Raw genomic sequence first — 26,914 nt, 5'->3', positions numbered from 1 at the left:
GATTGCACGCTGCAGTCACGACCATCGTGATCGAACGGCGCCCTTCCCCCTAAGTCGAGCTCGCCGCGTCATACGCGAAGTACGCACGGCCGGGCCTGAATTTGCCAGTGCCAAGCGTCATGGTCGGGGTCGGTCGCCGCGCCGGGCATGCCGAAACGCCAAACAGTGCAAGGTTTGCCAGCACGGTTGCCGCGCATTCTTGGAGTGCGCAGCCGGGCTGAACTCAATAGATCAGTTCGCTTGTGCTGTTGCATCGCAACCAGTGGTTTGGCCGGAATTGATGTGAGCTGATGCCGAGTGCTGTATTAGACCAGTCGGCCAGTGAACGTAGCGGCCTGAGACGTGGTCCACTGCCGGCGCGTGCCGTGTGGAGACGGCGTGCAGGCCATCCTCACAGCAACGTACTTTCAACGCGCAAACATTGCTCCCTGACCTAGCCGAGCGAGGTGTCTCATGCATGCAGTGTCGGTACATCGCCACGCCGATGTGCAAAACGAATTGACGTATTGGCGGGACCAGCATCGGCGTGGCCAGTTGGGCTATCACTCCTTCGATGGCATCCCCGAAAGCACGGTGCGCGCCGTCTGCGATGCCTACAACGCGCAGCCGGATCTGACCGAACATCAGGCGATCAAGGCAGTGCGCGATGCATTGTGTCTGACCGCGGGTTCGACCAATGCGGCCCTTGCCGACTGGCTGGCACCACGCTGCCTGCGGCATTTACGCAGCGCGTAGTCGGCGCGCCGTTGCAGGCAAGCCTACGGCAGGCACGCGGATAACGGGCGCGGCAACGCGGCACTGCCACCTTGCAGTTGCGCTCGCTACGCCGGATCACCCTTTAGTGCCGCATGCGCACACGCTTGCGGTCCGCGACATGACGCAACGCGATAGCGCAGCGCTTTCCCGAGATGCTGACGTTGTACGTCAGCCCCGATCCACGATCACGATCACCAATGACCATCACCTTTGCCACGCCAGTGTCGCCGTGAACGTACCCACGCTCGTCCGGCACTAGGGAGATCCCTGTGGAAGCGCTGTTGTTGTCCCGCATCCAGTTCGCCTTCGTCATTTCGTTCCATGTGTTGTTCCCCGCCTTCACCATTGGCCTTGCGAATCTGCTGGGCTTTCTGGAATGGCGTTGGCTACGCACACACGACGAGGGATGGAAGCGGCTGTACTTTTTCTGGTTGCGCATCTTCGCCGTCTCTTTCGGCATGGGCGTGGTCAGCGGCATCGTGATGGCGTTCCAGTTCGGCGCCAACTGGCCGGAGCTCAGCCGCATTGCCGGCAGCGTGATCGGGCCGCTGCTGAGCTATGAAGTGCTCACCGCATTTTTTCTGGAAGCGAGCTTTCTTGGCGTGATGCTGTTCGGCTGGGGTCGCGTGTCGGAGAAGCTGCACTTCTTTGCGACCTGCATGGTGGCGATCGGTACGCTGGTGTCCACCTTCTGGATCCTGTCGTCCAACAGCTGGCTGCATACGCCGCAGGGCTACGCGATGGTCAATGGCATCGTGCATCCGGTGAGCTGGATGCAGATCATCTTCAACCCATCGTTTCCGTATCGGCTTGCGCATATGGCGCTGGGCTCGTTCATCACCACCTGCTTCGTGGTGGGCGGTGTGGCGGCGTATTACTTGCGCAAGGGCGTGCATCTGACCGAGGCGGCGCGCATGTTGCGGCTGTCGGTGGCGTTTGCGGCCATCGTGCTGCCTATCCAGGTCATGGTCGGCGACCAGCACGGCCTCAACACGCTCGAACATCAGCCGCTCAAAGTGGCGGCCATGGAAGCGCACTGGCATAACGAGAAAGCCGGCGCCGGTGTGCCGCTGGTGGTGTTTGCGTTGCCTAATTCCGAGGCCGAGCGCAACGACTATGAAGTCGCTATTCCGCGTCTGGGCAGCCTGATCCTGACCCACAGCACCGATGGCGAGATCACCCCGCTGACCTCGGTGCCACGCGATCAGCGGCCACCGGTGGCGCCGGTGTTCTTTGCGTTTCGCATCATGGTCGGCCTGGGCATGGCGATGCTGTTGCTGTCGTGGATTTCCGCCATTGCCTGGTGGCGCGGCCGGCTGCATGCAAAAGCGCTGATCCTGGCCTGGAACGTGATGCTACCGGCCGGCTTTATCGCCCTGGTCGCCGGCTGGTTCGTTACCGAGATCGGGCGACAGCCGTGGGTGGTGTATGGACTACTGCGCACCGCCGACGCGGTGGGCCCGCAATCGACCGCGACCGTGGCGGTGTCGCTGCTGGTGTACGTGCTGGGCTACGCGTTCGTGTTCGGTTTCGGCATCTTCTATCTGACCAAGCTGGTCCGCGCCGGCCCGCACCCCAGTCACGACGGCCCGGACGTGGCCGGTGGCGAACACACCCCAGCACGTCCGTTGTCGGCAGCAGACACCGCGTTGGAGCAGGAGAACGCACCGTGGAACTAAGTTACTGGTTACCGGTGGCGTGGTTTGGCGTCATCGGCTTTGGCGTGCTGATGTACGTGGTGCTCGATGGCTTTGTGCTGGGGTTGGGCATGTTGGCGCCGTTCGCACGCGACGAGCAGGAAGTGGACCTGATGATGAACACTGCCGCGCCGATCTGGGACGGCAACGAGACCTGGCTGGTGCTCGGTGGCGCAGGCTTGTTCGCGGCATTTCCAGCCGCGTACGCGGTGATCCTGTCCGGGCTGTATCTGCCGGTGCTATTGATGGTGATGGCGCTGGTGTTCCGCGGTGTGGCCTTCGAGTTCCGCTTCAAGGCGCAGCGCTCGCGGCGGCTGTGGACGCTGTCGTTCATCGCGGGCTCGATCCTCACTGCATTCGCGCAAGGCATCATTCTGGGCGCGCTGGTGGAAGGCATGGCGTTGGAGAATGGGCGCTATATCGGTGGGGTGTTTGGCTGGTTCAGCCCGTTCACCATGCTCACCGGTGCGGCCTTGGTGTTTGGCTATGCGCTGCTCGGGAGCACCTGGCTGATCCTCAAGACCGAGGGGCGCACGCACACCCTGGCGCGTCAGCTGACCAAGCCGTTGGTCGGTGTGGTCGTGACTTTTTTGGTGCTGGTCAGCGCGTGGCTGCCGTTCCTGAGTTCGCACGTGATGGCGCGCTGGTTTGCGCATGGCAACTTCTGGTGGTTGTCGCCCATTCCGGTGGTGACTGCGGCAGTAGCAGTGGCGCTGTGGCGCAGCAGCGATAGCTCACGCAGCGATGCATCGCCGTTCTTGCTGACGCTGGCGATCTTCGTGCTGGGCTTTATCGGGCTGGTGCTAGGCATGTGGCCGTATCTGGTACCGCCGAGCTACACCATCTGGCAGGCGGCCGCGCCACCGTCGTCGCAGATCTTTCCGATGGTTGGCCTGGTCGTGCTGTTACCGCTGGTGTTGGGGTATACGGTGTGGTCGTATCGCGTGTTCCGCGGCAAGATCGCGGCAGATGTGGGCTATCACCATTGAGCCCGCTCCAGCGCTGCGCGGCGTGGAGTGCGGGCATGACATCGCAGCGCGGCAGATAGCACAACGTCAGCATTTGCGGGCGCTGTCCTATCCAATTGCGAGAGATCTCAGCGCTTTTCCGATCCGTCCGGCCGTTCGTAATCGTGCTCCGGGTCGGCCTTGTTCACGTCACGGTCCTCGTCGGGCATGTCGTGCACTTTCCAGTCCGCATCTTCGTTGCGTTTTTCCTGCGGCGTAAATGGCTTGCTCTGATCGGCGTCAGGGCCCCATGGTTTTTTCGGTTCAGTCCCCATCTGCATCTCCTGCGTCGCGGTGTGATGTCACGCTAGGCAAAGGCACATTGCAGTGCGGTGAACGACGTTGTGTGATGGCGTGAAGTGCTCTCTAGCGGGTCCGCCTAGTACCTGCGCAGGGGGCTTGCGACCACCATCATCCGCCGGTTTGCGAATGTGGCGCCTCGACCGGTTTGGATTGTGGCGAGTCCTTCTGGCGCAGCCAGATCGTCAAGACCACCAGTGAAAACACCGCCAGAAATTCGCTTTGCCAGTTTTGCATCGACTCGAACCAGAACCCGGCATCGGTGAAATGGTCGAGCACGCTGATCGGCGACAGGCCCTTCTGTGCACGTTCCAGCAGCTCCAGCCGCCAGCTGCCGATCAGATGCAACACAAAACTCATCAGGAACAGGATGCCAAACGCGATCGCCAGCGAATGCTGGTACAGGCGCAGCCACAGCCCACCGGCACGTACCGGCCACGGCGCAGGGCCTGGCTTGATCGACGTTGGCTCTTCATCGGGGTCGAGCGGGCGCGATTCCGCAGATCCCACCTGACGCAACTTGACCGTCAGCAACACGTACATGCCCATCTGCAAAAATTCGCTTTCCCAATTCTCGAACAGCGCAGACATGAAGTGCGGGCTGTGCAGATAGGCCACCAGCTGCAGCGTCGGCAATCCATGCTCGCGCAGCTCCGTGTTGTAGGCGTGGAGCCCGGCATAGATCTGGCAGCCGATGAAAAACAAGGTCAGCGCAAGCAGACACAACGACAGCCCGTTACGGCGCAAAAACATGGTGGATCTCCTGACAATGCGCTCAGTATCGAATGCAGTGAGCAAGAACACATGAAGCTCGCAACGACGCGCACGCTAATCAATGCAACTCCGTAACCGAACAGACAGCTGCGCCACCCACGCGTGGGTCGCCAGCACACGCGCTGCCGACATCGCCTAGTCCTGATGTTTACGTTTGCATGCCCACACTGGCTTTCACCGCAGCACTTGCGCGCTGCACGTCAGCGAACCCACCGTCAGGAGACGATCATGCCCGTACCCAATTACCCGCGTCCGCCATTCAAGCCCCAGCAGCAAAGCTTCCCGGGCCGCACCGAAATGATGGACCCGCGCCCGGACCACGGCGAAGACAGTTATGTCGGCCATGGGCAATTGAAGGGCAAGCGTGCCTTGATCACCGGTGGCGACAGCGGCATCGGTGCGGCCGTTGCGATCGCCTATGCTCGTGAAGGCGCCGATGTGGCCATCGCATTTCTGCCCGATGAGCAGGAAGACGCTGCCAAGATCGGAGCACTGATCGAGAAAGCCGGCGTCAAGGCATTGTTGGTGGGGTGCGACATCAGCGACCCTAGCCAGGCAGCCGCATTGATTGACAAGGTCAACAGCACCTTCGGCGGCCTGGATATCCTGGTCAACAATGCCGGCTATCAGAAATATTTCCAAAGCTTCGAAGACATTACGTTGGACGAGTGGCGCAAGACCTTCGACACCAACGTACACGCCGTCTTCAATCTTGTGCGGCTGTCTGCACCCTTGATGAAAGATGGTGGTTCCATCATCAACACTGCATCGGTGCAATCGAAGAAGCCGACTCCCAACATCCTGCCTTACGCGGCCACCAAGGGTGCATTGGCCAATCTCACTATCGGCCTAGCCGGCGTACTTGCCGAAAAGAAGATTCGCGTTAACGCAGTGCTGCCCGGCCCGATCTGGACGCCATTCATTCCCTCCGGCATGGACGAAGAATCGGTGGAGAATTTCGGAGCGCAGACACCGATGGGACGTCCTGGGCAGCCGGTGGAATTGGCCTCGGCCTACGTCATGCTCGCAGCCGACACAGCCAGCTACACCTCGGGCACGCTGCTGACGATCTCCGGCGGCGCTGTCACGCTTTAACGCGCGCGTGATGTGATCGCGCCCGCGCCATCCGTAGGGGATGCGGGTTTGTTCGACCGCGATAGGGTTGCCGCTGGCTTCGAATCATGCCGGCACCTGCGCGACAGCATGAGAAACACATTATTCGGCTTGCCGATTCAATCCAACGCAAGACCGCACTGCGTCAGTTGCGCCAGGTGACTACAGTGCGCAGTCGCGCACCATACTTCAGTCAAAAAGACAGGCAGCTTTGGCTGCCTGTCTTATCTACGTTGCGCGATGATCAACTTGGAATTCAATGTTCGCGCCCACCAGACACATTACCCAGTATTCAAGGCGCCCGCCTGAGTCCCTGGTCAAACATCACGTTGTTGCTGGCTCTATAGCGGCTAGCAGAGTGTTACTGGCTTCTGTCAGATGGGCGTGGAAGGTACTTTCAGAATCGGTTGTACAAGTGGCACATGCCTCATTGAGCGACCATCACGTCTGCCTAGCCACAACGCAGCCGTTTATTAGCTGCGCTGCAGCACTGCTAGCTGATCTCAGTGCGGCTGGGTCTGCTTCGCGCTGAGTGCCTTGGCATGGTCCAAATGCTCGGCGATGGTTTCGCGCGTGCGCTGCAGTTCCTTACCCAGATCGCTGGAGCCCAGCTCGCTGCTCAATTGTTTGTCCAGCAGTTCCAGTGCCTGCGCGTGACTGCGCACGGCAGTTTGCAGATACTGAGTTTCGAATGCCTGCCCATGCAACGCTTGCAGCTGGTCGCGTGCGCTCTTGGAACGCGCAGATGCGGCCTGCCCCAGCGGCCCGCTGCGGTCTGGTGCGAAACGGCTGAGGTCGGTCAGTGCAGCGCTATGCGCTTCATCCATCTTGCGTGCGAAATCCAGCAGCTCGCCTTCGACGCCCTTGACCACAGCCAGCTGCGCTAGCGTGCGCTCTTGCTCGTTGAAGATGGCCAGCACGCCCAGCGCCTGCTGGCGATCGCGTGCATCACCAACACTGGCGCGCAGCGGGTCGCCATGCGGCGGCGTGGTCCCCATGGCAGATTGCGCGGTTTGGCGATCCTCCTGTGCGGCCTGCTCGACTTGCGTGTCCGCTGCCAGACCCTGACTACGCTGCCAAGCCTTATATGCCACATAACCCACGGCGCCGGCCGTCACCATCTTGAAAAGTCCCATGCCTATCTCCTGAGTGATCGCACGTGGCGATCATGAATTGTCGGGGGTGCATCACCGCATCCGCGTTGCAACGCAGTGCTGCGCGTGAAATCAGCCTGCGAGCGCGCGGGTTATCCAGACGTGACATGCGCATCAACGCGATGTCGTCGAGCAAGCACGTGCACACCGTGCGCACGCACCGTGCTGATTGGCTTAACGACCGGATGCAAACACTGCTCTGCGTTGCCGCGCCCCGTCGGCCTTCAGGAGATCCACATGCTTGCTCTCAACTACCACGGCTCACGCGATGTGCGGGTCGAAACCGTACCGGACCCGGTTCTGGTCGAACGCGATGATTTGATCTTGCGCGTCACCGCCACGGCAATCTGCGGCTCGGATCTGCATCTGTACCGCGGCAAGATTCCGGACCTGCGCCATGGCGATATTCTCGGCCACGAGTTCATGGGCATCGTTGAAGAGGTCGGCCCGGACGTTACCGCAGTCACGCCAGGCGACCGCGTAGTGATTCCGTTCGTGGTGGCGTGTGGGCGCTGCTTCCACTGCATGCTGCAAGAATTTTCTGCGTGCGAAACTACCAATACCGGCAAGGGCGCCGCGCTGAATCACAAAGACATGCGCCCGCCTGCGGCCTTGTTTGGTTTCAGTCACCTCTACGGCGGCTTGTCTGGCGGGCAGGCCGAATTTGTTCGTGTACCCAAGGCCAACGTCGGGCCGCTGGTGGTGCCGGATGCGCTGCATGATGAGCAGGTGTTGTTCCTGTCCGACATCCTGCCGACCGGGTATCAGGCTGTTGTCGATGCGGGCGTCAAGCAGGGCTCCACGGTGGCGATCTTCGGCGCCGGCCCGGTGGGCCTGATGGCTGCGGCGTGCTGCCGCATGCTGGGCGCAGAACGCATCTTCATGGTCGACCGGCATGCGTACCGTCTGGACTTTGCATCCAAGGCCTACGGCGTGATCCCGATCAACTTCGACGAGATCGACGACCCGGCAGATGTGATCGTGTCGCAGACCGACGGCCGTGGCGTGGATGCCAGCATCGAGGCGGTGGGCTTTGAGGCCGAAGGCAGCGCAATCGAAACCGCGCTCACCAACCTCAAGCTGGAAGGCAGCAGCGGTGTGGCGATCCGCCAATGCATCGCGGCTACGCGGCGCTGCGGCGTGGTCAGCGTGCCCGGCGTGTATGCCGGATTTATTCACGCTTTTATGCTGGGCGATGCCTTCGACAAGGGGCTGAGCTTCAAGATGGGCCAGACGCACGTGCAAAAACACATGCCGTCTCTGCTGGAGCGTATCGGCAACGGTGAGCTCAAGCCCAATGCCATCATTTCGCACCGCATGCCTTTGGCCGATGCAGCGCAGGGCTACGCGTTATTCGACAAGAAGCAGGACGACTGCCGCAAGGTGGTCCTGACGCCGTAAGCGTCGCGTCCAACTACATGAACCAGGAAGGCCCGATCACTGCCCGGGCCTTCCTGGTTGTGATCGCCACCAGCGTTCATCACTTCTCAGCAGCTGGGGTGTCGTAATCGCCGCGCTCAGTCCAGCGGTTTGGCCGGCACGAACGGCGATACCGGGTCGCTGGCCGGGAAGGTTTCTTCCGCCGCCTCGTCCTGCAGCGCGTCCTGCTTCTGCTTGGCGCTGTGGTCCTGGTCGTGACCTGCGGGCTGGTCGTGCGCGGATGGATGCTGCCTGGATGTATTCATGGCGGTGCTCCTGATGCGTGCTATGGACACCACCACGCTACGGCGCGCCATCGATGGCACAAGTGAAACCCGTCTTCGCACCGGCGTGACAAAGGCAATGCGGCGCGGGCCTGTTCTTCAGGCCAGTTGCTTAGCGACCGTGACGACCAAGGTCAGCACAGCGAGTCACCTGCATCGATCAAGCGGCGCGTCCAGGCGCCAATGCCGCCAGTCATCTCGGTGCATCCGCGCTTTGCCGAGTCGCCGGCGTGCGTTGCTGCCGGCGGGCAACTCGCCGAGACGCGCCGCTCAGCCCGCACGTCCCTTGGTGCGCGGTCAGAGCGGGACCTGCGGGCGCCGGTTCACATCCGGCCGCGCGCAGGGTGTATGGTGCAAGTGCGGCCGGAGCCCGGTGTCGCCTTCACTTCAATCTGGCCTTTTCCATCAAGAATCTCTGCGAACGCTGCGATGCCGTCTGTTGCCGGCTCACCGTCATGGTCGATCCAACCGACCGTATCCCCGAGCATCTGACCAGCGTGACACCGCAAGGCTGGCACGTGATGGCGCGCGATGAGGAAGGTTGGTGCGTGGCGATCGATTCCGCGCGCATGTGTTGCTCGATCTATGAAACGCGCCCGGCGATCTGTCGGCGTTTTGTCATGTCCGGCCCGTACTGCCGCGACGTGCGTGCCACCTACGACGATCAGCGCCGGCGGGGCATCCCCTTGACGCTCTACAACGCATGAGGATTCGCGATGAATAACTCCCGCCGCCAGTCGATGACCGTGAGCAACCAACCGGGCAAGCCGCGTTTGTCCGAACAGCGTCTGGCTGCCGACCTGGAAGCGTTTCAGCAATCCGGTGGCGCGATTGAGCGCCTGGGCGACACGCCGCTGCGCCGCGAGAAGAAGCGCGGCGCGCCAGACAATGCCGTGGTCACACCGGCCAAAGCGCCCGCCGACGCGGAGTAAGCCTCACCTGCCAAGCGCACGGCATTGTGCTTGCGCTTGCGTTCGCCTTTAACGCCGAGCATTCGCTGCGGATGTCGCACCACACGCAGACCCGCGAATCCTTGAGTCAGTGAATCGACCGCGCCTTGTCTAGCGCCCGTCCGCCGCATGCACACGACCGCTCCACAGCCAACACGCTGCGCGTTCTCCGCTTGGACAGAAGTGTGTGTCTCACGTAGAAAGCGGCGCACTCGGCCGGCGCCACCGTCATCACGCCAGCGCCGTCTTCGCGCACCCGTTGGTCACGTCGGCGCCCTTGCCTGCGGCGGCTTGCTGCCGACGTGTCGCCAGATAGCGACGCCATTGCGAACCCAGCGCTGCATACACCTCATCTGCCGCCAGCGCCCCATGCACGCAAGCCAGATTGAGCTCACGGTGCCAATGAATGCCGGATTGGCCGCCCGGCCAGGGCGTCATGCGATACCCCGCCGGCAGCATCACGCCCGGCAATGATGTGCCACATAGCATCTGCCCATCGTGCGGGCCGCCAACCAGATGCACACGCACGCCTTCGACTGTTTCGCTCACACCTTGGCTCCTCAACAAGGTGCCGGATTACCGCATCCGGCACGGGTTGGGGGCGCCGCTGCATTGGCGGGCAACGCAGGCGCGTCGCATCTCCACTGCCCAGCGCATTGCGATAGCGCCCCGACCGACACTGCGTGACCGGCGAAGATCACGAACGTGCCATCGATGCGTCAACCGTAAAAATGCGAACAGCAGGCGTGCGTGAAAACGATAGAAAGATGAGGTGAGCACGCGGATCGTCACGCATGCGACGGTGGCACAACGTGCACGGTGCAGTGGCGGCAGCCGCACGCCAGTACCAGACCGCGAAAAGCAGTTACAGCAGCTGCGCGCGATCGATGGCGCCGAGCCCTTGTGCCAGTGAGGCCATTTCGTTGGCCAGATTGATCATGTTGCCGCCGGCCTGCGCCGCCACGCCCATGATGCGTTGATAAGCGTCCCAGAAGTCCGGTCCACTGCCATAGGCGTCGTGGAACCCTTGCAGCTCCAAGACCAGCAGATCGGACACTTGCATGTCGGAGTGGTCCATTGCGTTCCTCGTTGGGGTGTTCCCCGGCCGGCAGCTTATACCCGTTCACCTTACAAAACAGAAGTAATTCGGCGACAGTGCGCGACAACCTGAACTGGTTAGAGAAACACGTACAGAGGCAGCTGGAACAGTGTGTCCATCGCGCCCAGTCTCGCCCAACGGCACGGTTTTTATACTGCGTAAAGCAGTGCACAGCTCAACTGCACGGTCGTGCTCGTCAGTGTGCGATCACCGGCACACGGTCGTCAGAGACACACATGGCAGGTGATCTGGCGCTGCCCGACCTGCATCGGTATCGATGCGGAAAACTTCCAATCAAAGCGACTAACACCACGTCGCGAGCAGTCGTCAGGTGGGTGCGGATGGCGCGCTCAGAACTGCAGGTACATGCGCACCGAACACGGGCCGCGCATGCCTGGCGATGAGCACCTTAGTTTTGTTAGTTGCGCGCAGTGTCAGGTGCGCTCGATCGCACGCACAGCAGCTACCGCATGGATGCATGCGTCCGCGGCTTGATGCATCGCCTCCATCGCCAACCCAACGCGCGATGGCTCGCTGACGGCATTGGCGCCGGTGCATACACCGGCCGGCGCCACACCGCTTTTTTTTTCTGCACTTACCCCGTTCTGCGCGGCAGCTGCGCCAGCAGCTTGTCCAGCGTGATCGGATAGTCGCGCACGCGGATACCAGTGGCGTTGTAGATCGCATTGGCCAGCGCCGGCGCTACGCCGGTCAAGCCCAACTCGCCCACACCCTTGGCCTTCAGCGGCGACATGGTGGGGTCCACCTCGTCGATGAAATGCGCCTCCAGATGCGGAATATCCGCATGCACCGGCACTTCGTAGCCGGCCAGGTCGTGATTGACGAACAGGCCCAGCCGCGTATCCACCGCCATCTCTTCCATCAACGCCGCGCCCACGCCCATCACCATGCCGCCGATCACCTGGCTGCGCGCGGTCTTGGGATTGAGGATGCGTCCGGCCGCGCAGACCGCCAGCAGCCGGCGCACGCGGATTTCGCCGGTGTCGGCGTCCACCGCCACCTGCGCAAAGTGCGCGCCGAAGGTCTGCTGCGCGTACTGCTGCTTGAGCGTGCCGTATTCCATGGCGTCCTCGGCGACCAGCTCGCCATGCTCGGCGGCCTGCGCCAGCGGGATGGCGCGGCCGCCCACGTGCACCATGCCATCGGCAAACCGGGCCTGGTCTGCGGCAATGCCCAGGCGCTGTGCCACTGTCTCGCGCAGCTGCATGCAGGCGGCATAGACCCCGGCAGTGACCGAGGCAGCGCCCTGCTGCCCGCCCGAACCGGGCGTTTCCGGAAAGCTGGAATCGCCCAGCCGCACCACCACCTGCTGCAGCGGCACGCCGAGCAGTTCGGCCGCGGTCTGCGCCACGATGGTGTAACTGCCGGTACCGATATCGGTCATGTCGGTTTCGATGGTCAGCGTGCCGCTGCGGTCCAGCCGCGCACGCGCGCCGGCCTTGGAGATCGGCGCGCCGCGAATGGCGCTGGCCATGCCCATGCCGATCAGCCACCGGCCATCGCGCACGCTGGCGGGGGTGGGATTGCGTTGCGACCAGCCGAAGCGCTGCGCGCCGCTGCGCAGGCAGGCCACGAACGGCCGCGTGGAGAACGGGCGCTGCGGCTGTTCCGGGTCCGCCTGGGTGTCGTTGACGATGCGCAGCTGTACCGGATCCATGCCCACGCGTTCGGCCAGTTCGTCCATCGCCACTTCCAGCGCCATCATCCCCGGCGCCTCGCCGGGCGCGCGCATGGCGTTGCCTTCGGCCAGATCCAGCACCGCCAGCCGAACCGCAGTCATCCGGTTGGCACCGGCATACAGCGCTCGGGTGGACAAGGTGGCCGGCTCGCTGCGACCGCCGCGCAGATTGCCCGACCAGCTCTCATGCCCGATCGCGGTCAGCCGCCCGTCGGCGGTGGCGCCCAGGCGCAGGCGTTGGATGGTGGCGGGCCGGTGGATGGTGCTGTTGAACATCAGCGGACGCTGCAGGGCCAGCTTGACCGGCCGTGCGGTGATGCGCGCAGCCAGCGCGGCCAGCACCAGATCCGCCTGCGCGGTGCCCTTGCCGCCAAAGCCACCGCCAATGAACGGCGACAGCAGCCGGATGCGCTCCTTCGGCACGCCCAGTGCCTTGCCCAGATCGCGCGTGCCCCAGTTCATCTGCTGGATGGCGGTGTGGCAGATCAGCTGCTCGCCTTCCCAGCGCGCGATGGTGGCGTGCGGTTCCAGCATCGCGTGCGCCTGGTCGGGGGTGCGGTAGGTGGCATCGACGGTGAACGGCGCGGCGGCATAGGCGGCGGCGAAATCGCCTTGTGCGGTCTGTGGCGGCCCACCGAACGGGGCCTGCGGCGCCACCGGGGCGCTGGCCTGCTGGGCGGCCAGGTCGTACTGCCCGCGCTCGCGCGCGTAACGCACCCGCACCAGCGCCGCACCCGCACGGGCCTGCTCGAAGGTGTCGGCCACCACCACGGCCACCGCCTGGTGGTAGTGGTCCACCTGCGGCGCTGCCAGAAACCGCTGCACGTAGAACTCGCCGGTGCCCAACGTGGGCACGTTCTGGTAGGTGAGCACAGCAATCACCCCGGCCGCCGCCCGTGCGGCGGCGGTGTCCATCTCGGTGATACGGCCCTTGCCGATCGCCGCGCCGACGATGTAGCCGTATGCCATCTGCCCGGGCTGGTCGTGCCATTCATAGGCGTAGCGGGCCTGCCCGGTCACCTTGAGCGGCCCGTCCACGCGGTCGACCGGCTGGCCCAGCACCTTGAGTTGGTCGCTGGGGTTGGGTCCTGCGGGAGTGTCGAACTTCATGCGGATGCTCCTGAGGGGTGCGGGCGGCCTGCGCCGCAGCGGCAGGTCTGCGATGGCGTCAGATCCGGCGATCTAGTGCCTGGCGCGCGACGGCAGCCTTGCATGGCGGGCGCCGGCTGCTCTGCTGTGGTTGTAGCAAACCCGCGCGCCGCGCGTTGCCATGTAGGCGGCATGCGGTCATGAATATCGTTCATGAATCGGCGCAAGCGCAGGCGCCGCAACCGTCTCACCTGACGCTGCCGGCTCGACCGATTGCAGCGGCCGTCTGCGCTGACAACGCTCCGGCCAGTCACCTGCCGCCATCGCCCGACTCCCGAATACCACCCTGACCGCAGTTCTGTGCCCAACCATGAACGTCACCAGCCACCGCAGCGCACGCCTGGTGTCGCCGGCCGACCCGCTGTCATTCCCGTGTAAAATGCGCGGTCTTTGACCGGAACAATGGCGAAAGCTGCTCCACGGGCGCCCCTCTCGGGCCCGGCGTTCATTCGCCTGCTCGCACGCCTCAGCGATGTCCGCGTCGCCCAGTCCAACCATGCGCTGGCCGACCGGCTGAGCCAGTGGATCGACTGGACACGCGCCGTGGCCGTGTCCAAGGCGCTGGATGGCAAGCTGCCCGAGACCGACGACCTGCCAGAACCGCGTCCGCTCGATGCCGACGCCTGCGCCCGCGTGCGCGCTGGCCTGGCGACCAGCAGCGTGGCCGATCTGGATGCGCTGGTCGCGCGGTTGCGCAACGAGGCGCGCGCTACGACGGACACGGAGGCAGCGCCGCCGGTGCCCGACTACGCGCCGTTCCGGCAGCACTACCTGGCGATGCAACGTGCCATGCGCACCGCCACCGGCGATCTGCGTGGGCGGCTGCGCGACCTGCTGGCGCTGGTGTCCAGCGACATGGCACGGCTGGCCGAAGTGGATGCGGTGATGGAGCTGACCTTGAGCCCGCGCGAGCAGACCTTGTTGAACACCGTGCCGGGCCTGCTGGGCACGCATTTCGACCGCCTGCGCGAGGCCGCGTATGCGCACAGCGCGCCAACCGATCAGGAGATCGCGCCGCGCGCGGTGTCCGATGGCTGGCTGGATGTATTTCGCAAAGACATGCAGAGCGTGTTGCTCGCCGAACTGGATGTTCGTTTTCACCCGATCGAAGGCCTGCTTGCAGCGCTTCGTACCCGCTAACTGGGACGTCATGTTCAAAACTCTTGTACACGTGTGTGTGTTTCTTGTCGGCCTGTTGGCGGTTTGTTGGGTCGGGTTCGGCTATCTGGGTAACAACCCGTTGGGTGCCTGCGTCGCGGCGCTGATCGGCGCGTGTTATCTCGCCGGTGCGCTGGAGCTGTATCGCTATCGTCAGGCCAGCGCCACGCTGGATACCGCAGTGACCGGGCTCACCGCCGCGCCGTCGGCGCTGGACGCGTGGCTGGAGCAGTTGCACCCGAGCCTGCGCAATGCGGTGCGTCTGCGCATCCAGGGTGCGCGTGTGGCGTTGCCGGCGCCGGTGCTGACGTCGTATCTGGTCGGTCTGCTGGTATTGCTGGGCATGCTCGGCACCCTGCTCGGCATGATGGCCACGCTCAAGGGCACCGGGTTTGCGCTGCAAAGCGCCACCGACCTGCAGGCCATTCGCGGCTCGCTGGCGGCACCGGTGGAAGGCCTGGCATTCGCCTTCGGCACCTCCATCGCCGGTGTTGCCACCTCGGCCATGCTGGGTCTGTTGTCGGCGCTGTGCCGCCGCGAGCGACTGCAGGCCGTGCAGCGGCTGGATCTGAAGATCGCCTCCGAATTGCATCCGCATTCGGATGCGCACCAGCGCGGTGAAGTGTTCAAGCTGCAGCAGCAACAAAGCGCGTTGATGCCGGCGTTGATCGATCGCCTGCAGGCATTGATGGGCAGCATCGAGCAGCAGAGCATTGCCGCCGACGAACGTCTGGCCGCACAGCAGGCCGAGTTCCATGCCAGAACCGAAGCCGCCTACACGCGGCTGGCCACCTCGATGGAGCAATCGCTGCAGGCCGGAGTGGCAGACAGCGCGCGCGCGGTTGGCGCGGCATTGCAGCCGGCGATGGAGACCACCATGGCCAGCATCGCGCGCGACACCGCCGCGCTGCACGCGCAGCTTACCCAGGCTGTGCAACAGCAGCTGGACGGCATCAGCAGCGGATTCGATCGCAGTGCCAGCAGCGCCGCGCAACAGTGGACCACCGCGCTTGCCGCGCAGGAACACGCCCAGCTGGCGCTCGACACGCAGCTGCAGACCACGCTGACGCAGATCGCCCAGCACACCACTGCATTGCAGGAGGGCGTGAGCACAGCGGTGCAGCAGCAACTGCATGGCCTCGACGCCGGCTTCAAGGACAGCGCACGCACTGCGGCCGAGCACTGGCAGGCGGCACTGGCCGCGCAGGAGCGCGCGCAGCAGGCGCTCATCGAGCAGATGCAAGCCATGCTGGCGCAGGTCGAGCAACGCAACTGCGCCCTGCAGGACAGCGTCGGCACCGCCGTGCAGCAACAGTTGCGCGCACTCGATGACGGCTTTGCGCGCAGCACCGCCGCCAACGCCGACACCTGGGCGTCGGTGCTTGCCGAACAGCAACGCACCACCCAGTCGCTCGGCACGCAGTTGCAGGCCACGCTGGAACAGCTTGCCGAGCAGACCACCACGTTGCAGCACGGCGTGCAGCAGGCGGTGCAACAGCAGCTGGACGGCTTGACCAGCGGCTTTGAGACCAGCACCGCCGCCACGGCAGCCACCTGGACCGCTGCGGTGGCCGAGCAGCAGCGCGCCAATCACACGCTCACGCACGACTTGCAGAATGCACTGACGCAGTTCGCCAGCACCTTCGATGCGCGTTCAAACGCGCTGGTGGATGCGGTGTCCAAGCGCATGGAGCAGTCCAGCAGCGAGACCGCCACTGCCTGGAGCGACGCGCTGGCACAACAGCAAGACGCCAGCGCCGCGTTGGCCACCCAGCACCAGAACGCGCTGGCCGCCGCAACCGCCAGCTTCGATACGCATGCCGCAGACCTGGTCGGCACCTTGCAGCACTCGCACACCGAGCTGCAGGCCGCGCTGGAAGCGCGCGATGCGCAGCGTCTTGCAGTGTGGAGCGAGCGCTTCACCGCGATGAGCGCCACCTTGGCCACGCAGTGGGAACAGACCGGCGAGCGCGTCACCCAGCAACAGCAGGCCATCTGCGACACCCTGGCCAGCACTGCCAGCGAACTGTCCACGCAGGCGCAGGCGCAAACCAGCGCCACGATTGCCGAGGTCTCGCGCCTGATGCAGATCGCCTCCGAAGCGCCCAAGGCCGCGGCCGATGTGGTGGCCGAGCTGCGCCAGAACCTGTCGGAAAGCATGGTGCGCGACACCGCCATGCTGGAAGAACGCAGCCGCCTGCTGGCCACGCTGGACACCTTGCTCAACGCGGTCAATCACGCCTCCACCGAACAACGCGAAGCCGTCGATGCGCTGGTCACCACCTCGGCAGATCTGCTGCAGCGCGTGGGCAGCCAACTCACCGAACAGATCGGCAGCGAAACCGGCAAGCTCGGCGCGGTGGCCGCGCACGTCAGTGGCAGCGCGGTGGAAGTGGCCAGCCTCGGCGAAGCCTTCGGCATGGCGGTGCAGTTGTTCAGCAGCTCCACCGGCGAGCTCAACGAACGTCTGCAACACGTGGCCACCGCACTGGATGCTTCGCTGGCGCGCAGCGACGACCAGCTGGCGTATTACGTCGCGCAGGCGCGTGAAGTGGTCGACCTCAGCATGCTGTCGCAGAAGCAGATCATCGAAGAACTGCGCCAGCTTGAGGGCCGCCGCAGCGATGCCGGCGCAGCGGAGCCGGCATGAGCGACGAGATCGAAAGCGACGGCGAATCGGGCACCCCGATCTGGGCCGCATTCGGCGACCTGATGTCGGTGCTGCTGGGCGCGTTCGTGCTGATCCTGGTCGGGGTGATCGGCGTGCAGCTGCAGCTGTCCAGCCGTCTCGATCAGGAGGTCAAACAGCGCCAGGCCGAAGCGCAGCGCCGCAAGACCCTGGAACAGGCGCTGGCCGCGCCGCTGGCTGCCGGCCGCGTCACCCTGGTCGATGGTCGCATCGGCATTCGCGGCAACGTGCTGTTTGCGTTTAACTCCGATCAACTGCAGCCGGAAGGACGCGAAGTGTTGAAGTCGCTTGCGGCGCCATTGGCGCAGTATCTGAGCGCGCGCGAGGAACTGCTGATGGTCAGCGGCTTTACCGACGACCGCCCGGTGCTGGGCGGCAACCGCCGCTACGCCGACAACTGGGAATTGTCCGCGCAGCGCGCACTCACCGTGACCCGTGCACTGATCGCCGAAGGCGTGCCGGCCGCATCGGTGTTCGCTGCGGCGTTCGGCGCGCAGCAACCGGTGGACTCCAACGCCGACGAGGCGCGCCGCGCCAAGAATCGCCGTGTGGAGATCGCCCCGATCGCGCGCCCATCCGGTGCGCAGCGCGCCGCGCCCACGCAGGCCCCCGCTACACGATGAGCACACCGGCATCCGCACGCGCGCGCCTGGAGCGTTGGCGCAGCCAGGGCGCCGATCGGCTGGACCCGGTGCGCTTCCATCTGATGCAGACCCTGGCGACGCGTGCCGAAACGCAGGCCGATGCAGTGCGTGCGGTACTGGAACAAACGCTTGCCGGCCTGGTCGATGCGTATGCAGCCACCGTCAAGAAAACTGCGCGCGGCACGAAGCCCAGCGTTGCGTCGCAGCCAACGCAGCGTAGCCCGCTCGGTGCCCTGACCGACCAGCTGGCAGGCCACGCCGCGTTGATGGAAGTGGACAGCAGAAAGACCGCGGCCGCCGATGCGCAGCTGTTTCCGGAGCTGCCGGCGCTGGACGATTTCCGCCGCACCTGGACCACGGTGCGCACTGCCAGCCAGGTGCGTCAATCGCTACAGGACGCCCCCAAGGATGCCGGCCCACTCAATTCCAGCGTGCTGGTGCATCGCTGCATCACCCTGATGCGCGAACGCTCGCCCGGCTATCTGCAGCACTTCCTCGGCTATGTCGATGCGTTGTCGTGGCTGGAGCAGATGCAACACGGCGGCGTGCTGGCCGACGAAACGGCCGCACCGCTGGCCGCCGGCAAGAAGCGCAGCCGTAGTGGCACCTCGAAGCGGCGCAGCGCTGGGTGATTGCGGTGCTTGTGTCATTCACTGTGCAAGGTATTTACTCACCACCACATGTCACGCGGCACTGCTGCGCTAGCGTCAAAGCATCTTGATCGAGCCGCCGACGCTGCATCGTCTACGCGGCTGATAGAGACACCGACCGATCGAGAGATCGCATCGAGGTGCATCGTTAGGCCCCCGCATACCTTCCAGGACGCGCAACGCATGTGCACGTCCCGGCGACTACTGGGAGCGTGTAAAAAGCCATCGTCGGGTGAGTGTGGACGGCGCGCGTGGAACCGGAGCCTGCGAGTTGCGCAAGCCACACCGGGCATCGACCGCGCACGTCTGGCGCGGAGCGCAATTGTTTCGTTAGCCGCGCCTAGCTACCCTGCAGCGCCGGCTTGGCGGCAGCATCGAAACGCGGCGCACGCGGGAAGTCGTCGCGTGTAAACGGCCGGTCGCGGAACAGGTACCCGTAATAGAACGTACGCAATGCCTGGTGATAGGCGCGAATGCGATCCTGATAGGCCAGTTGCGCCTGCAGATCGGTGTGCGCCAACCGCGTGAGCGCGGCCTGCACCGCCACCGGCGGCAACACACTGGCCACGCGCCGCGCGAGCGCTTCGCGGCGCAGCAAGCCCTGACGATAGGCGGCGACCTGCGGGGCGACCTGCTGATCGCCGTTTTCGTGGAAGGCGAAATACCACTTGTAGTGAAACGCAGCGGTCATCGGCGGCGAATCCGCCCACTGTGGATTGCCTGCGTAGAACCGCTGCAACGTGGCCTGGCGAGGAATATCCCACGCATGGTTCACCGCCTCGCGTTGCAGCCGCGCAATTTCGGTGCCCTGATTGACCGGCACTGCCTGATTGATCGCCACATGCGCCAAGGCCGGCGCCACCAGCGCCAGCACCACCCAACAGGTGGCCAGCGCTGTCGCATGCGCGGCCGGCCGCCAACGGATGCGGCCCACCACCACCGCCAGCAGCACCCAGAACAGTAGATAGGCGCAGGTCAGCGCCAGTACTGCCAGTTGCTGCAGCAACGGCACCGCATTGAAGCTTGCAGCGATCGCGAACGGCACGCACAAACACGCCAGCACCGCCACCGCACGCACCACCACGCGGCGCACCAGCAAGGCGGTGCCCGCGCCTGGCAATGCGGCCAACACGCGCGCACGCCCGGCCTCGCGCTCGCCGGAGCGCAGATCGAACAGCAACGCAATCACGAACAGCGGCAACAGAAACACCAGTACAAAGGCGTAATCGAAACGCCCGGCCAGCGCCAGCTCGGGGTTATAGCTGTCGCCATCGTAGATCTGCGCTTCCAGACCCAGCGCGCGTATCCGCAAGATGTACGGCGACACATCGCGCATGCCCACTGCGGCGAAGGCCAATGACGATGGCGTGTCCCAGGTCGGGTGGAAACTGTAGTACGCCGCGCTGCCGGCATCGTTGGAGCGCGCGACATACGCTTCCACTGCCGCGCTGTCTTCCTGTTGCAGCGGTGCGATGCGTGCGATGTTGGCGCGTTGCGCGTCGATGACGTGCTGCCCGGAGAGCAGGCTGCACACCGTCAGCAGGGTGAGCAGCAGCAACCCGGCCACGGCCGCGCGTGCGCGTAGCAACAACAGCGCTTCGTATTTCCACAGCACCATCAACGTGCCACTCCCACGCGCCGCCCGGCGGCCAGCAATATGCACAAGGCGGCCAGCATCCAGGCCGCGATCAGACCCAGCGGAGCACCTGCCGCGCGTACGACGTCGGCATTGGACGCCGGGGTAAAGGTAAAGACCGGAATGCGCTGCCAATGCGCCGACGCAATGCGCTTGCGTTGATCGGCACCGGCATCCTGCGCGGTGTCGTCGGCCATGCTCACCGCATCGGCCTGCAGCTGATTGAGCTGTTGCACCAGCGTGTAACGGTAACGCTCGGCCTGTGCGAGAAAGCGTTCGTGCGCGCGCAGATCGGTTTCCGCCAGGGTCATCGAAACCTCGCGCAACGCCACCGTCGGGCTCAGCAAGGCAAACGTGCGCACCAGCAGATTCTGCTGTTGCTGGATGCGTGCATCGCGCGCCGCGTAGCGCTCGAACAGGCTGGCGGTGAGCCGCTCGCCTTCCAGTGCCAGCAACCCTTTGTAATTGACCGGCAGGTCTTCCACCCGTTGCACGCCGTAACGCGCCAGCACCTGTTGTTTGAACTGCGCAAAGTGCGGGTCGTCCGGGTTGTGGCTGTCGCCGAGCGTGCGCAGGTCGCGCTGGATCGCCACATCGGTTTCCAACCGCGTGGGCAGCCGGTACGCTGCACTGGCCACATCCGGCGCCACGCGCGGCACCAGCAGGGCCAGCCACACCCACAGCGCCAGTGACACCAGCAGCGCATCGCGGCCGCGCCGGCACAGCATCGACACCGCCAACACCAAGCCACACCACACCAGCAGATACACGCCATAAGCCAGCACCAGCAGCGCGACCAGCACCGCCTGGCCCGGCAACAACGCGATCGGTATCAGGCCGACCAAGGCCGGCAACAGACAGACGCCGGCCACGGCGGCCAGCGCGAGATATTTGCCGCCGAGCAGTTGCCGGCGCGTGGCGCCCTGCAGCAGCAACACGCGCAGCGTGCCGGTCTCCTGTTCGCGGGCCACCGCGCCATACCCCAGAAACACCAGCATCAACGGTGCCAGCACCTGCAGCACGAAGGCCGGTGTCAGTTGACCGAAGCGCACCAGCAGCGAGCTCTGACGCACATCGCCAAAGTTGGCGGTGTTCTGACGATGACCTTCGAGAAACATGCTGTTGCCGGTGAAGGCATCCACGCCCGAATCGAAAGCAGCCAGGGCCGGCAACGGGCGATAGATGAAATGACCGTAGTGCACCACCCGATGCGGGTGACGGTCCGGTTGCGCGTCGAAGGCCTGCTGCGCGGCCTGTTGCTGACGCGCACGGAATTCGGTGACCTCACGCTGGTGATGCGCGGCGGTCAAAGCCGCCACCAAGGTCAGCAGCATCAGTAGCACCACGCCGATGGCGGCGGAACGATTGCGGGCCATAAAACGCAGCTCTTCGCGCGCGACCAACCACACAGGGCTCATGCACGCACGCTCATGCAGCGCGTTCCTGTGGCCGTGCAAAGCGTGCGTGCAAGGTGCGCACATCGAAGCCGCTGTCGCCGGCGCCGAGGTCTTCGACGATGCGGCCGTCTTCGAGAAATCCAATCCGGTCAGCCACGTCCACCGCACCCAGCAGATCGTGCGTGACCATCAGCACCGCGCCGCCGCGCTCGCGCACGCCGCTGACCAGTTGGTTGAAGTCGGCAATGGCGCGCGGGTCCAGACCGGAGGTGGGCTCATCCAGCAACAGCACCGGCACCTGCCGCAGCGTGGCAACGGCAATCGCCACCTTCTGGCGCATGCCCTTTGAAAATCCGGCCAGGCGCTGGCTCCAGGCTTCGCGCTGCAAGCCTGCGGCCGCGAACGCCTGGCCGATGTCGGCCTGGCTGCAGCGCTGCCCGGCGAGCGCAAGCAAGTAGTCGGCATTTTCCAGCGCGCTCAGATGCTCGTAGAGCGCGACGTTTTCCGGCAGATACGCCAACCGCGCGCGTGCCTTGCCGGGCGCAGCGACCGGGTCGATGCCGTCTACCCGCACGCTGCCAGAAGCGGGTTTGACGAAGCCCAGCAGCGCCGACAGCGTGGAGGATTTGCCGGCGCCGTTGCCGCCGAGCAGCGCGTACACGCTGCCGGGCGCGATGTGCAGATTCAGCCCTTTCACCACCGCGCGCCCGGCATAGGCGACGTGCAGATCGTGGATGGAAATCGCGGCGTTTGGCTGCAGGTTTGGGGGCATGGCATGGGGTGGGCGAGCAAAGTGATACGTTATCACATAGCTCGGATTGCTTGAGTTTGTGGTTGCTGGACTGCGTTGACGCGCATGTCGGCAACCTTGATTTGAGGATGGTTAGGCGTCACGCGCAGTAAACGTTGCATGAGCGGGCTTATTGCAGCGTTGGGGCTTTGCGATAGCGGCGCTCAAAGCGCTTATCTGCGAGCGATTGTCTGCTGGCCGACGGCCTCTTACCCCAAACCTTCTCCCAGTGCAGAGGGAGCTTGGCTGCGATTGCTTCGAGGCAATTTGGTGTGCGTGCGTGGTCGCGAAGTGAGTCGGATGTGCCGTCCGTGAGATTCCAGCTGCAGTGCCGCTGCCTTGAGGGTGTCGACATATTTGTTACAATATTACGCAAAGACCACCGCGCTGCGCTCGCATTTCCAGGCATCGTTATAGCCGCCATGCAACGCGCTTGGTCAAGGCCGACACGCTTGATCAGGACAGCCGCTGTCCATCGCGCCCAATGTCCTTGCGCAGACCGCTACACCCGTCTCGCGCGTCATCACTGCAGCCTCTACCAACGGAATCACGACGCCCCACATGAGCCCCGATCCACGTACGACCGCTGTGCATCCTCCTTTGTTCGACGCACTGGCATCGCAACCGAGCACGTGCCCTGCGCTCAATCGCGCTACGCGCCGCATCAACGCTGCCTCCGCCACCGTCCTGCTCGCAGCGCTATTCAGTGCCGCACAGCTCGGCGCGCAGCCCATCGATACCACCGCGCTGCTACCGCCGGTGCGCGCGTGGCAGGGTGCAAGCGAAGCATTCATTGCCGGGCCAGGCGATCCGTGGCGCACCCCGGTGGAACGCAGCGATTTTGCGAGCACGCCCAGCTATGCGCAGACGCGCGAATGGCTGGAGCGCCTGGTCGCCGCCTCGCCGGTGTTGACGCTGGAAGTGTTCGGCAAAACGGGCGAAGGGCGTGAGTTGCTGCTGGTCCGTGCGCACAAGGGCAAGCCCGGGAAGCCGGTGGTGTTGGCGCAGGCCGGCATCCATGGCGGCGAGATCGACGGCAAGGACGCGGGATTGATGTTGTTGCGCGATATCGCACAGCGCGGCAAGGACCACCTGCTCGACGATGTGGATTTTGTCTTCGTGCCGATCCTCAATATCGACGGGCACGAACAGCGCGGCCCGCTGATTGGTGCAGCACTGCGTGGCCCGCAACAGATGGGCTGGAACAGCACCACGCGCGGCCTCAACCTCAATCGCGACTATCTCGCGCTGGAAGCGCCGGAAACGCGTGCGATGGTGGCGCTGCTGCACGCACTCGACCCGGCGTTGTATCTGGATCTGCACGTCAGCGATGGGCTGGATCATCAATATGACATCACCTTTACCTACGCCGGTTGGGGCACCTACGCGCGCTCACGTGCCACCGCCGACTGGCTGCAGCAGCGCTTCACGCCGGTGGTCAGCGACGCACTGCGCAAGCTAGGCCACTCCCCCGCCATCTACCCCAGCCTGGTCGACAAGGACAACCCGCGCTCCGGGCTGCGCCACGCGCCGGAAGGCCCGCGCTACTCCACCGGCTACGGTGACTTCGCCGGCATTCCCACCGTGCTGGTGGAAAATCACCACCTGAAGTCGTATCGGCAACGCGTGCTCGGCGATTACGTGCTGCTGGAAGCGGCGCTGCAGTTGGTCGGCCGGGATGCGCATGCCATCGCGGCAGCCAAGCAGGCAGATCGCGCGGCTCGGCCGCAGGAGCTGATGGTGGCATGGGAACGCCTGCCGCAGCCGATAGCGCAGGTACCGTTCAAGGGAGTGAGCTATACCCGTGCGCTGTCGCCGGTTTCCGGTCGCCAGGAGCTGCGCTGGGAAGGCCGCGATGAAACTTGGACGATGCCGGTGATTGGCTACCGGCAAACGCAGGCGGTGCAGTATCCACTAGCGTGGTGGATTCCACCGCGCAACGACGATGTGGTGGACCTGCTCAAGGCCCACGGCATCCGCCACGAGCGTCTGTCGCAGCCACGCACACGCATGGTGCAGCAGATCCGCATCCTCAAGGACGCCGACACGCAACAAGCGCATCCAAGCCGCGTGGAAGAAACCTTCCCGGCGGGGAGCGTTCGCGTGCCAGCCGATCAACCGATGCGCATGTTGGCCGCTGCATTGCTCGAACCGCAGAGCAGCGATTCGCTACTGGTCAGTGGGCGCTTCCGCAATGCCGGCAGTCCCGACAGCGGGTTGTATGGCACCGAGCTGGTGACTTTCACCGAAGGGCTGCTGCAACACGACGCCGCACTGCGCGCCGAATTCGACCGCAAGCTCACCAGCGATGCCGCATTCCGCGCCGATGGCGATGCACGCCTGCAATGGATCTACGCGCGCTCGCCGTCGCGGCGATCAGCGGCTGGCGTTATCCGGTCCGACGCGAACTGGCAGAGTAAGACAATGGGATTGGTCATGCGTTGAACTGGCTGCCTCGTGCGCAGCGCACGATTGCGTCTCCACGGTGCGTGCGTGTTCTCACGATGGGGCGCGTGCGTCCGGGCCTGCGTCGCTGTGTGCAAGTTGCAGATGAGGTCAAATCATCGCCTCGACATGTCGACTGTTGAAACGGAACGTCAGTCGTAGGAAGTGAGCTTGAACGCATACACCAGCGGCACCTGCATCAGACCCGCCAGTTCGTAGGCGCCGCCCAATTTTCCATGAGACGTGAGGCAGCGCATGCCCCGCGCCATCGCTCTTGCGTAAACCGAACGCATCACGCGCGACTCAGCGCAAACTCGCGCGCACCACATGCACATGCGCGGCCATCAGCTCGATCACCCAATCGATGAACACCCGCAGTTTGGCGCTGACGTGGCGATTGGGCGCAAACGCGATCGACAAGGGCATCGGCTCCAGCTGCCAGTCTTCGAACACCGGTACCAACTCGCCGTTGGCCACGTGTGCGGCAGCCATGTACACCGGCAGCCACAACACGCCCATGCCGGCCAGCCCTGCGGCGAGATAGGCATTGCCGTCGTCGGCGGCAACGACATGCCGGCCGTGTACGGTCACCGCTTCATCGCCACGTTGCATCGCGTAGGGCACGGTGGTGGTGGTGCCCCAGCGCATGAAACCGACGCAGCGGTGGCGGGTGTTTTCCAGCTCGGAAGGATGCGCGGGCGTGCCCAGCCGTTGCAGATAACTCGGCGCCGCATACACGCCGGTTTTCAGATCACCCACCCGCCGCGCGATCAACGACTGGTCAGCGATGGTACCGCCGCGCACCACGCAATCCACGTTCTCGCCGATCAGATCCACGCGCCGGTCGCTGACGCCCATATCCAGCTGGATATCCGGATAGCGCGCATGAAACGCCGGTACAGCCGGCATCAGGATCAAGCGCGCAAACGGGCTTGGCACATCCACGCGCAAGCGTCCGCGCGGTAGCGTCGATGCATCGGACAAGCTGGTTTCGGCATCGTCCATGTCCGCCAACAGGCGGACCACGCGCTCGTAATAGGCGGCGCCGTCGGCGGTCACGTGCACCCTGCGGGTGGTGCGGTTGAGCAGCGTCACGCGCAACCGCGCTTCGAGTTGCTGCACCAGGTGGGTCACGCTGGCCCGGCTCATCTCCAGCGTGTCTGCCGCCTTGGTGAAACTGCCGGTCTCAACCACACGCGCAAACGCCTGCATCGCATCAAACCGATCCATCGCCACTCCTGCGCCAAGATTAGTTGGATTCTACAAACAGTGTTGCTCAAGGCTGCGGATTTATCGCGCGCGGCCAGGCGCTTAGGGTGGGCATCCGTTCTGTCGCACTTTGAAGGAGAGTCCCATGGCCACACGTGACGTTGTTTTTCCGCAGGGCCGCCACGCGCTGTATGAGCGTCATCGGTATTCGCCCGCGGTGCGTGCCGATGGCTTGATGTTCGTCGCCGGCCAGGTCGGCAGCCGCGACGACGGCTCGCCCGAGCCGGAGCTGGACGCAGAGATCGCGCGTGCGTTCGCCAATCTCGATGCCATCCTCAGCGCCGCCGGCTGCACATCGCAGGACGTGGTCGATGTCACCTGGTTCATGGTGAACCCCGAGGTCGTGTTCGATGCGGCGTGGGAACGCTGGGCCAGCTACTGGGGCCCGGCGCCCTACCCCGCAGTCACCGCCGTCGGTGTGACCTGGCTGGCCGGCTTCTGCTTCGAGATCAAGGTGGTGGTCAAGTTGCCGACTGCCAGTCAGTAAGCTCGTCCAACGCGCGCTGCGGTCGGATCTGCAGCAATCGCGCTCGGTTGATGGCCGCAGCGGCACTGGCGAAAACGGATGAGTACCGTTGATCGATTGGTGGAAAAAGCCATGGCCGGAGCACGCGCGATGGAAAAGCAGTCCGGCACGTTGACGCAGTTCCAGCTGGAGCCTGCAAGCGGACAGCACCTGGAAAGAAACGTCGCATAGCGCGTCGACTGCTCGAACGGCGTGTCTCACGACACGCGCAAACGCCCCTCTTTCGCACGGACTGCGGAAGGGGGGTTTTTGTGTCTGCCGACGCGACGATGTGGTGATGCGGCGCCGTTGCCAGGCGAAGCGCGCGTA

24 protein-coding genes, 1 other RNA gene and 1 pseudogene are annotated in these 26,914 nt (G+C 64.4%); 14 read left to right on the top strand and 12 right to left on the bottom strand.

The features are described from left to right. Positions 1-453: 453 nt before the first annotated feature. The 3 genes from ASF90_RS07255 to cydB all read left to right on the top strand — a co-directional run bounded on the left by ASF90_RS07255 (position 454) and on the right by cydB (position 3,442). On the top strand, positions 454-735 hold the full coding sequence (locus ASF90_RS07255) for a hypothetical protein (protein WP_055847822.1): 282 nt from the start codon (positions 454-456) through the stop codon (positions 733-735). Positions 736-1,025: 290 nt separating this feature from the next. Further along, entirely contained in the window at positions 1,026-2,435 is a 1,410-nt protein-coding gene (locus ASF90_RS07250; protein WP_055847819.1) for a cytochrome ubiquinol oxidase subunit I, read from the top strand. Beyond that, positions 2,426-3,442: a cytochrome d ubiquinol oxidase subunit II gene (gene cydB, locus ASF90_RS07245; RefSeq protein WP_055847817.1), complete on the top strand. Its 1,017-nt coding sequence runs from the start codon at positions 2,426-2,428 to the stop codon at positions 3,440-3,442. Before ASF90_RS07250 ends, cydB begins: the two co-directional genes overlap by 10 nt. Positions 3,443-3,549: 107 nt before the next feature. Here the strand turns inward: cydB and ASF90_RS07240 are convergent, their stop codons facing one another. Continuing rightward, complete coding sequence (locus tag ASF90_RS07240) at positions 3,550-3,735, bottom strand: hypothetical protein (protein ID WP_055850226.1); 186 nt, start codon at positions 3,733-3,735, stop codon at positions 3,550-3,552. Between the two features lie 136 nt (positions 3,736-3,871). Beyond that, positions 3,872-4,513, bottom strand: coding sequence for a DUF6766 family protein (locus ASF90_RS07235; protein WP_055847814.1), 642 nt, complete (start codon positions 4,511-4,513; stop codon positions 3,872-3,874). 249 nt (positions 4,514-4,762) lie between these two features. On the opposite strand from ASF90_RS07235, the gene ASF90_RS07230 reads away from it, so the two are divergent. Continuing rightward, positions 4,763-5,629 (top strand): glucose 1-dehydrogenase, encoded by an 867-nt coding sequence (locus tag ASF90_RS07230; RefSeq protein ID WP_055847811.1) that lies wholly within the window; start codon positions 4,763-4,765, stop codon positions 5,627-5,629. Between the two features lie 521 nt (positions 5,630-6,150). Here ASF90_RS07230 and ASF90_RS07225 read toward each other — a convergent pair. Continuing rightward, complete coding sequence (locus ASF90_RS07225; protein WP_055847808.1) at positions 6,151-6,783, bottom strand: DUF4142 domain-containing protein; 633 nt, start codon at positions 6,781-6,783, stop codon at positions 6,151-6,153. 255 nt (positions 6,784-7,038) lie between these two features. Between ASF90_RS07225 and ASF90_RS07220 the strand changes: the two genes are divergently transcribed. Continuing rightward, the gene (locus tag ASF90_RS07220; RefSeq protein WP_055847805.1) at positions 7,039-8,202 is read left to right on the top strand and encodes a zinc-dependent alcohol dehydrogenase; all 1,164 of its coding nucleotides are present in this window, start codon (positions 7,039-7,041) and stop codon (positions 8,200-8,202) included. Between the two features lie 116 nt (positions 8,203-8,318). On the opposite strand, the gene ASF90_RS23835 is transcribed toward ASF90_RS07220, so the two are convergent. After that, the gene (locus ASF90_RS23835; protein WP_162847470.1) at positions 8,319-8,486 is read right to left on the bottom strand and encodes a hypothetical protein; all 168 of its coding nucleotides are present in this window, start codon (positions 8,484-8,486) and stop codon (positions 8,319-8,321) included. Between the two features lie 473 nt (positions 8,487-8,959). On the opposite strand from ASF90_RS23835, the gene ASF90_RS07215 reads away from it, so the two are divergent. Further along, complete coding sequence (locus tag ASF90_RS07215; protein ID WP_055847802.1) at positions 8,960-9,211, top strand: YkgJ family cysteine cluster protein; 252 nt, start codon at positions 8,960-8,962, stop codon at positions 9,209-9,211. 9 nt (positions 9,212-9,220) lie between these two features. Continuing rightward, entirely contained in the window at positions 9,221-9,436 is a 216-nt protein-coding gene (locus ASF90_RS07210; protein ID WP_055847800.1) for a hypothetical protein, read from the top strand. 249 nt (positions 9,437-9,685) lie between these two features. Here the strand turns inward: ASF90_RS07210 and ASF90_RS07205 are convergent, their stop codons facing one another. From ASF90_RS07205 to paoC, 4 genes are all read right to left on the bottom strand, one after another. Next, entirely contained in the window at positions 9,686-10,003 is a 318-nt protein-coding gene (locus ASF90_RS07205) for a hypothetical protein (protein ID WP_055847797.1), read from the bottom strand. Positions 10,004-10,319: 316 nt separating this feature from the next. Beyond that, the gene (locus ASF90_RS07200; protein ID WP_055847794.1) at positions 10,320-10,532 is read right to left on the bottom strand and encodes a hypothetical protein; all 213 of its coding nucleotides are present in this window, start codon (positions 10,530-10,532) and stop codon (positions 10,320-10,322) included. A 322-nt stretch (positions 10,533-10,854) separates the two neighbouring features. Beyond that, a non-coding RNA gene (locus ASF90_RS21725) (sX9 sRNA) lies at positions 10,855-10,929 on the bottom strand. 219 nt (positions 10,930-11,148) lie between these two features. Next, on the bottom strand, positions 11,149-13,362 hold the full coding sequence (gene paoC / locus ASF90_RS07195) for an aldehyde oxidoreductase molybdenum-binding subunit PaoC (protein ID WP_055847792.1): 2,214 nt from the start codon (positions 13,360-13,362) through the stop codon (positions 11,149-11,151). A 441-nt stretch (positions 13,363-13,803) separates the two neighbouring features. On the opposite strand from paoC, the gene ASF90_RS07190 reads away from it, so the two are divergent. The 4 genes from ASF90_RS07190 to ASF90_RS07175 are packed head-to-tail and all read left to right on the top strand — an operon-like array spanning position 13,804 to position 18,524. Further along, positions 13,804-14,541, top strand: a complete 738-nt coding sequence (locus ASF90_RS07190) for a DUF3348 domain-containing protein (RefSeq protein WP_055847789.1) — start codon at positions 13,804-13,806, stop codon at positions 14,539-14,541. A gap of 10 nt (positions 14,542-14,551) precedes the next feature. Further along, the gene (locus tag ASF90_RS07185) at positions 14,552-17,209 is read left to right on the top strand and encodes a DUF802 domain-containing protein (protein WP_055847786.1); all 2,658 of its coding nucleotides are present in this window, start codon (positions 14,552-14,554) and stop codon (positions 17,207-17,209) included. Then, positions 17,206-17,871, top strand: coding sequence for an OmpA family protein (locus ASF90_RS07180; RefSeq protein ID WP_055847783.1), 666 nt, complete (start codon positions 17,206-17,208; stop codon positions 17,869-17,871). Before ASF90_RS07185 ends, ASF90_RS07180 begins: the two co-directional genes overlap by 4 nt. After that, positions 17,868-18,524 (top strand): DUF2894 domain-containing protein, encoded by a 657-nt coding sequence (locus tag ASF90_RS07175; protein WP_055847780.1) that lies wholly within the window; start codon positions 17,868-17,870, stop codon positions 18,522-18,524. The genes ASF90_RS07180 and ASF90_RS07175 overlap by 4 nt, the downstream gene beginning before the upstream one ends. 358 nt (positions 18,525-18,882) lie before the next feature. Here ASF90_RS07175 and ASF90_RS07170 read toward each other — a convergent pair whose 3' ends face one another. The 3 genes from ASF90_RS07170 to ASF90_RS07160 are packed head-to-tail and all read right to left on the bottom strand — an operon-like array spanning position 18,883 to position 22,347. Continuing rightward, positions 18,883-20,160, bottom strand: a complete 1,278-nt coding sequence (locus tag ASF90_RS07170; protein WP_055847775.1) for a DUF3526 domain-containing protein — start codon at positions 20,158-20,160, stop codon at positions 18,883-18,885. Continuing rightward, positions 20,160-21,596 (bottom strand): DUF3526 domain-containing protein, encoded by a 1,437-nt coding sequence (locus ASF90_RS07165; protein WP_055847773.1) that lies wholly within the window; start codon positions 21,594-21,596, stop codon positions 20,160-20,162. Before ASF90_RS07165 ends, ASF90_RS07170 begins: the two co-directional genes overlap by 1 nt. Positions 21,597-21,606: 10 nt before the next feature. Next, entirely contained in the window at positions 21,607-22,347 is a 741-nt protein-coding gene (locus ASF90_RS07160; RefSeq protein ID WP_055847770.1) for an ABC transporter ATP-binding protein, read from the bottom strand. Between the two features lie 681 nt (positions 22,348-23,028). Between ASF90_RS07160 and ASF90_RS07155 the strand changes: the two are divergent. Next, positions 23,029-24,785, top strand: a pseudogene (locus ASF90_RS07155) (M14 family metallopeptidase). 328 nt (positions 24,786-25,113) lie between these two features. On the opposite strand, the gene ASF90_RS07150 reads toward ASF90_RS07155, so the two are convergent. After that, positions 25,114-26,040, bottom strand: a complete 927-nt coding sequence (locus tag ASF90_RS07150) for a LysR family transcriptional regulator (protein ID WP_055847767.1) — start codon at positions 26,038-26,040, stop codon at positions 25,114-25,116. A 124-nt stretch (positions 26,041-26,164) separates the two neighbouring features. Here ASF90_RS07150 and ASF90_RS07145 point away from each other — a divergent pair, with 124 nt between their 5' ends. Further along, positions 26,165-26,566 (top strand): Rid family hydrolase, encoded by a 402-nt coding sequence (locus ASF90_RS07145; RefSeq protein ID WP_055847764.1) that lies wholly within the window; start codon positions 26,165-26,167, stop codon positions 26,564-26,566. 78 nt (positions 26,567-26,644) lie between these two features. Then, the gene (locus ASF90_RS24435; protein WP_269079388.1) at positions 26,645-26,776 is read left to right on the top strand and encodes a hypothetical protein; all 132 of its coding nucleotides are present in this window, start codon (positions 26,645-26,647) and stop codon (positions 26,774-26,776) included. Positions 26,777-26,914: the final 138 nt, after the last annotated feature.

It is taken from the genome of Xanthomonas sp. Leaf148 (assembly GCF_001423585.1).
GTDB lineage: Bacteria > Pseudomonadota > Gammaproteobacteria > Xanthomonadales > Xanthomonadaceae > Xanthomonas.
The sequence above is the reverse complement of the archived record's forward strand: the minus strand, read 5'-3'. Positions and strand labels throughout refer to the sequence as shown.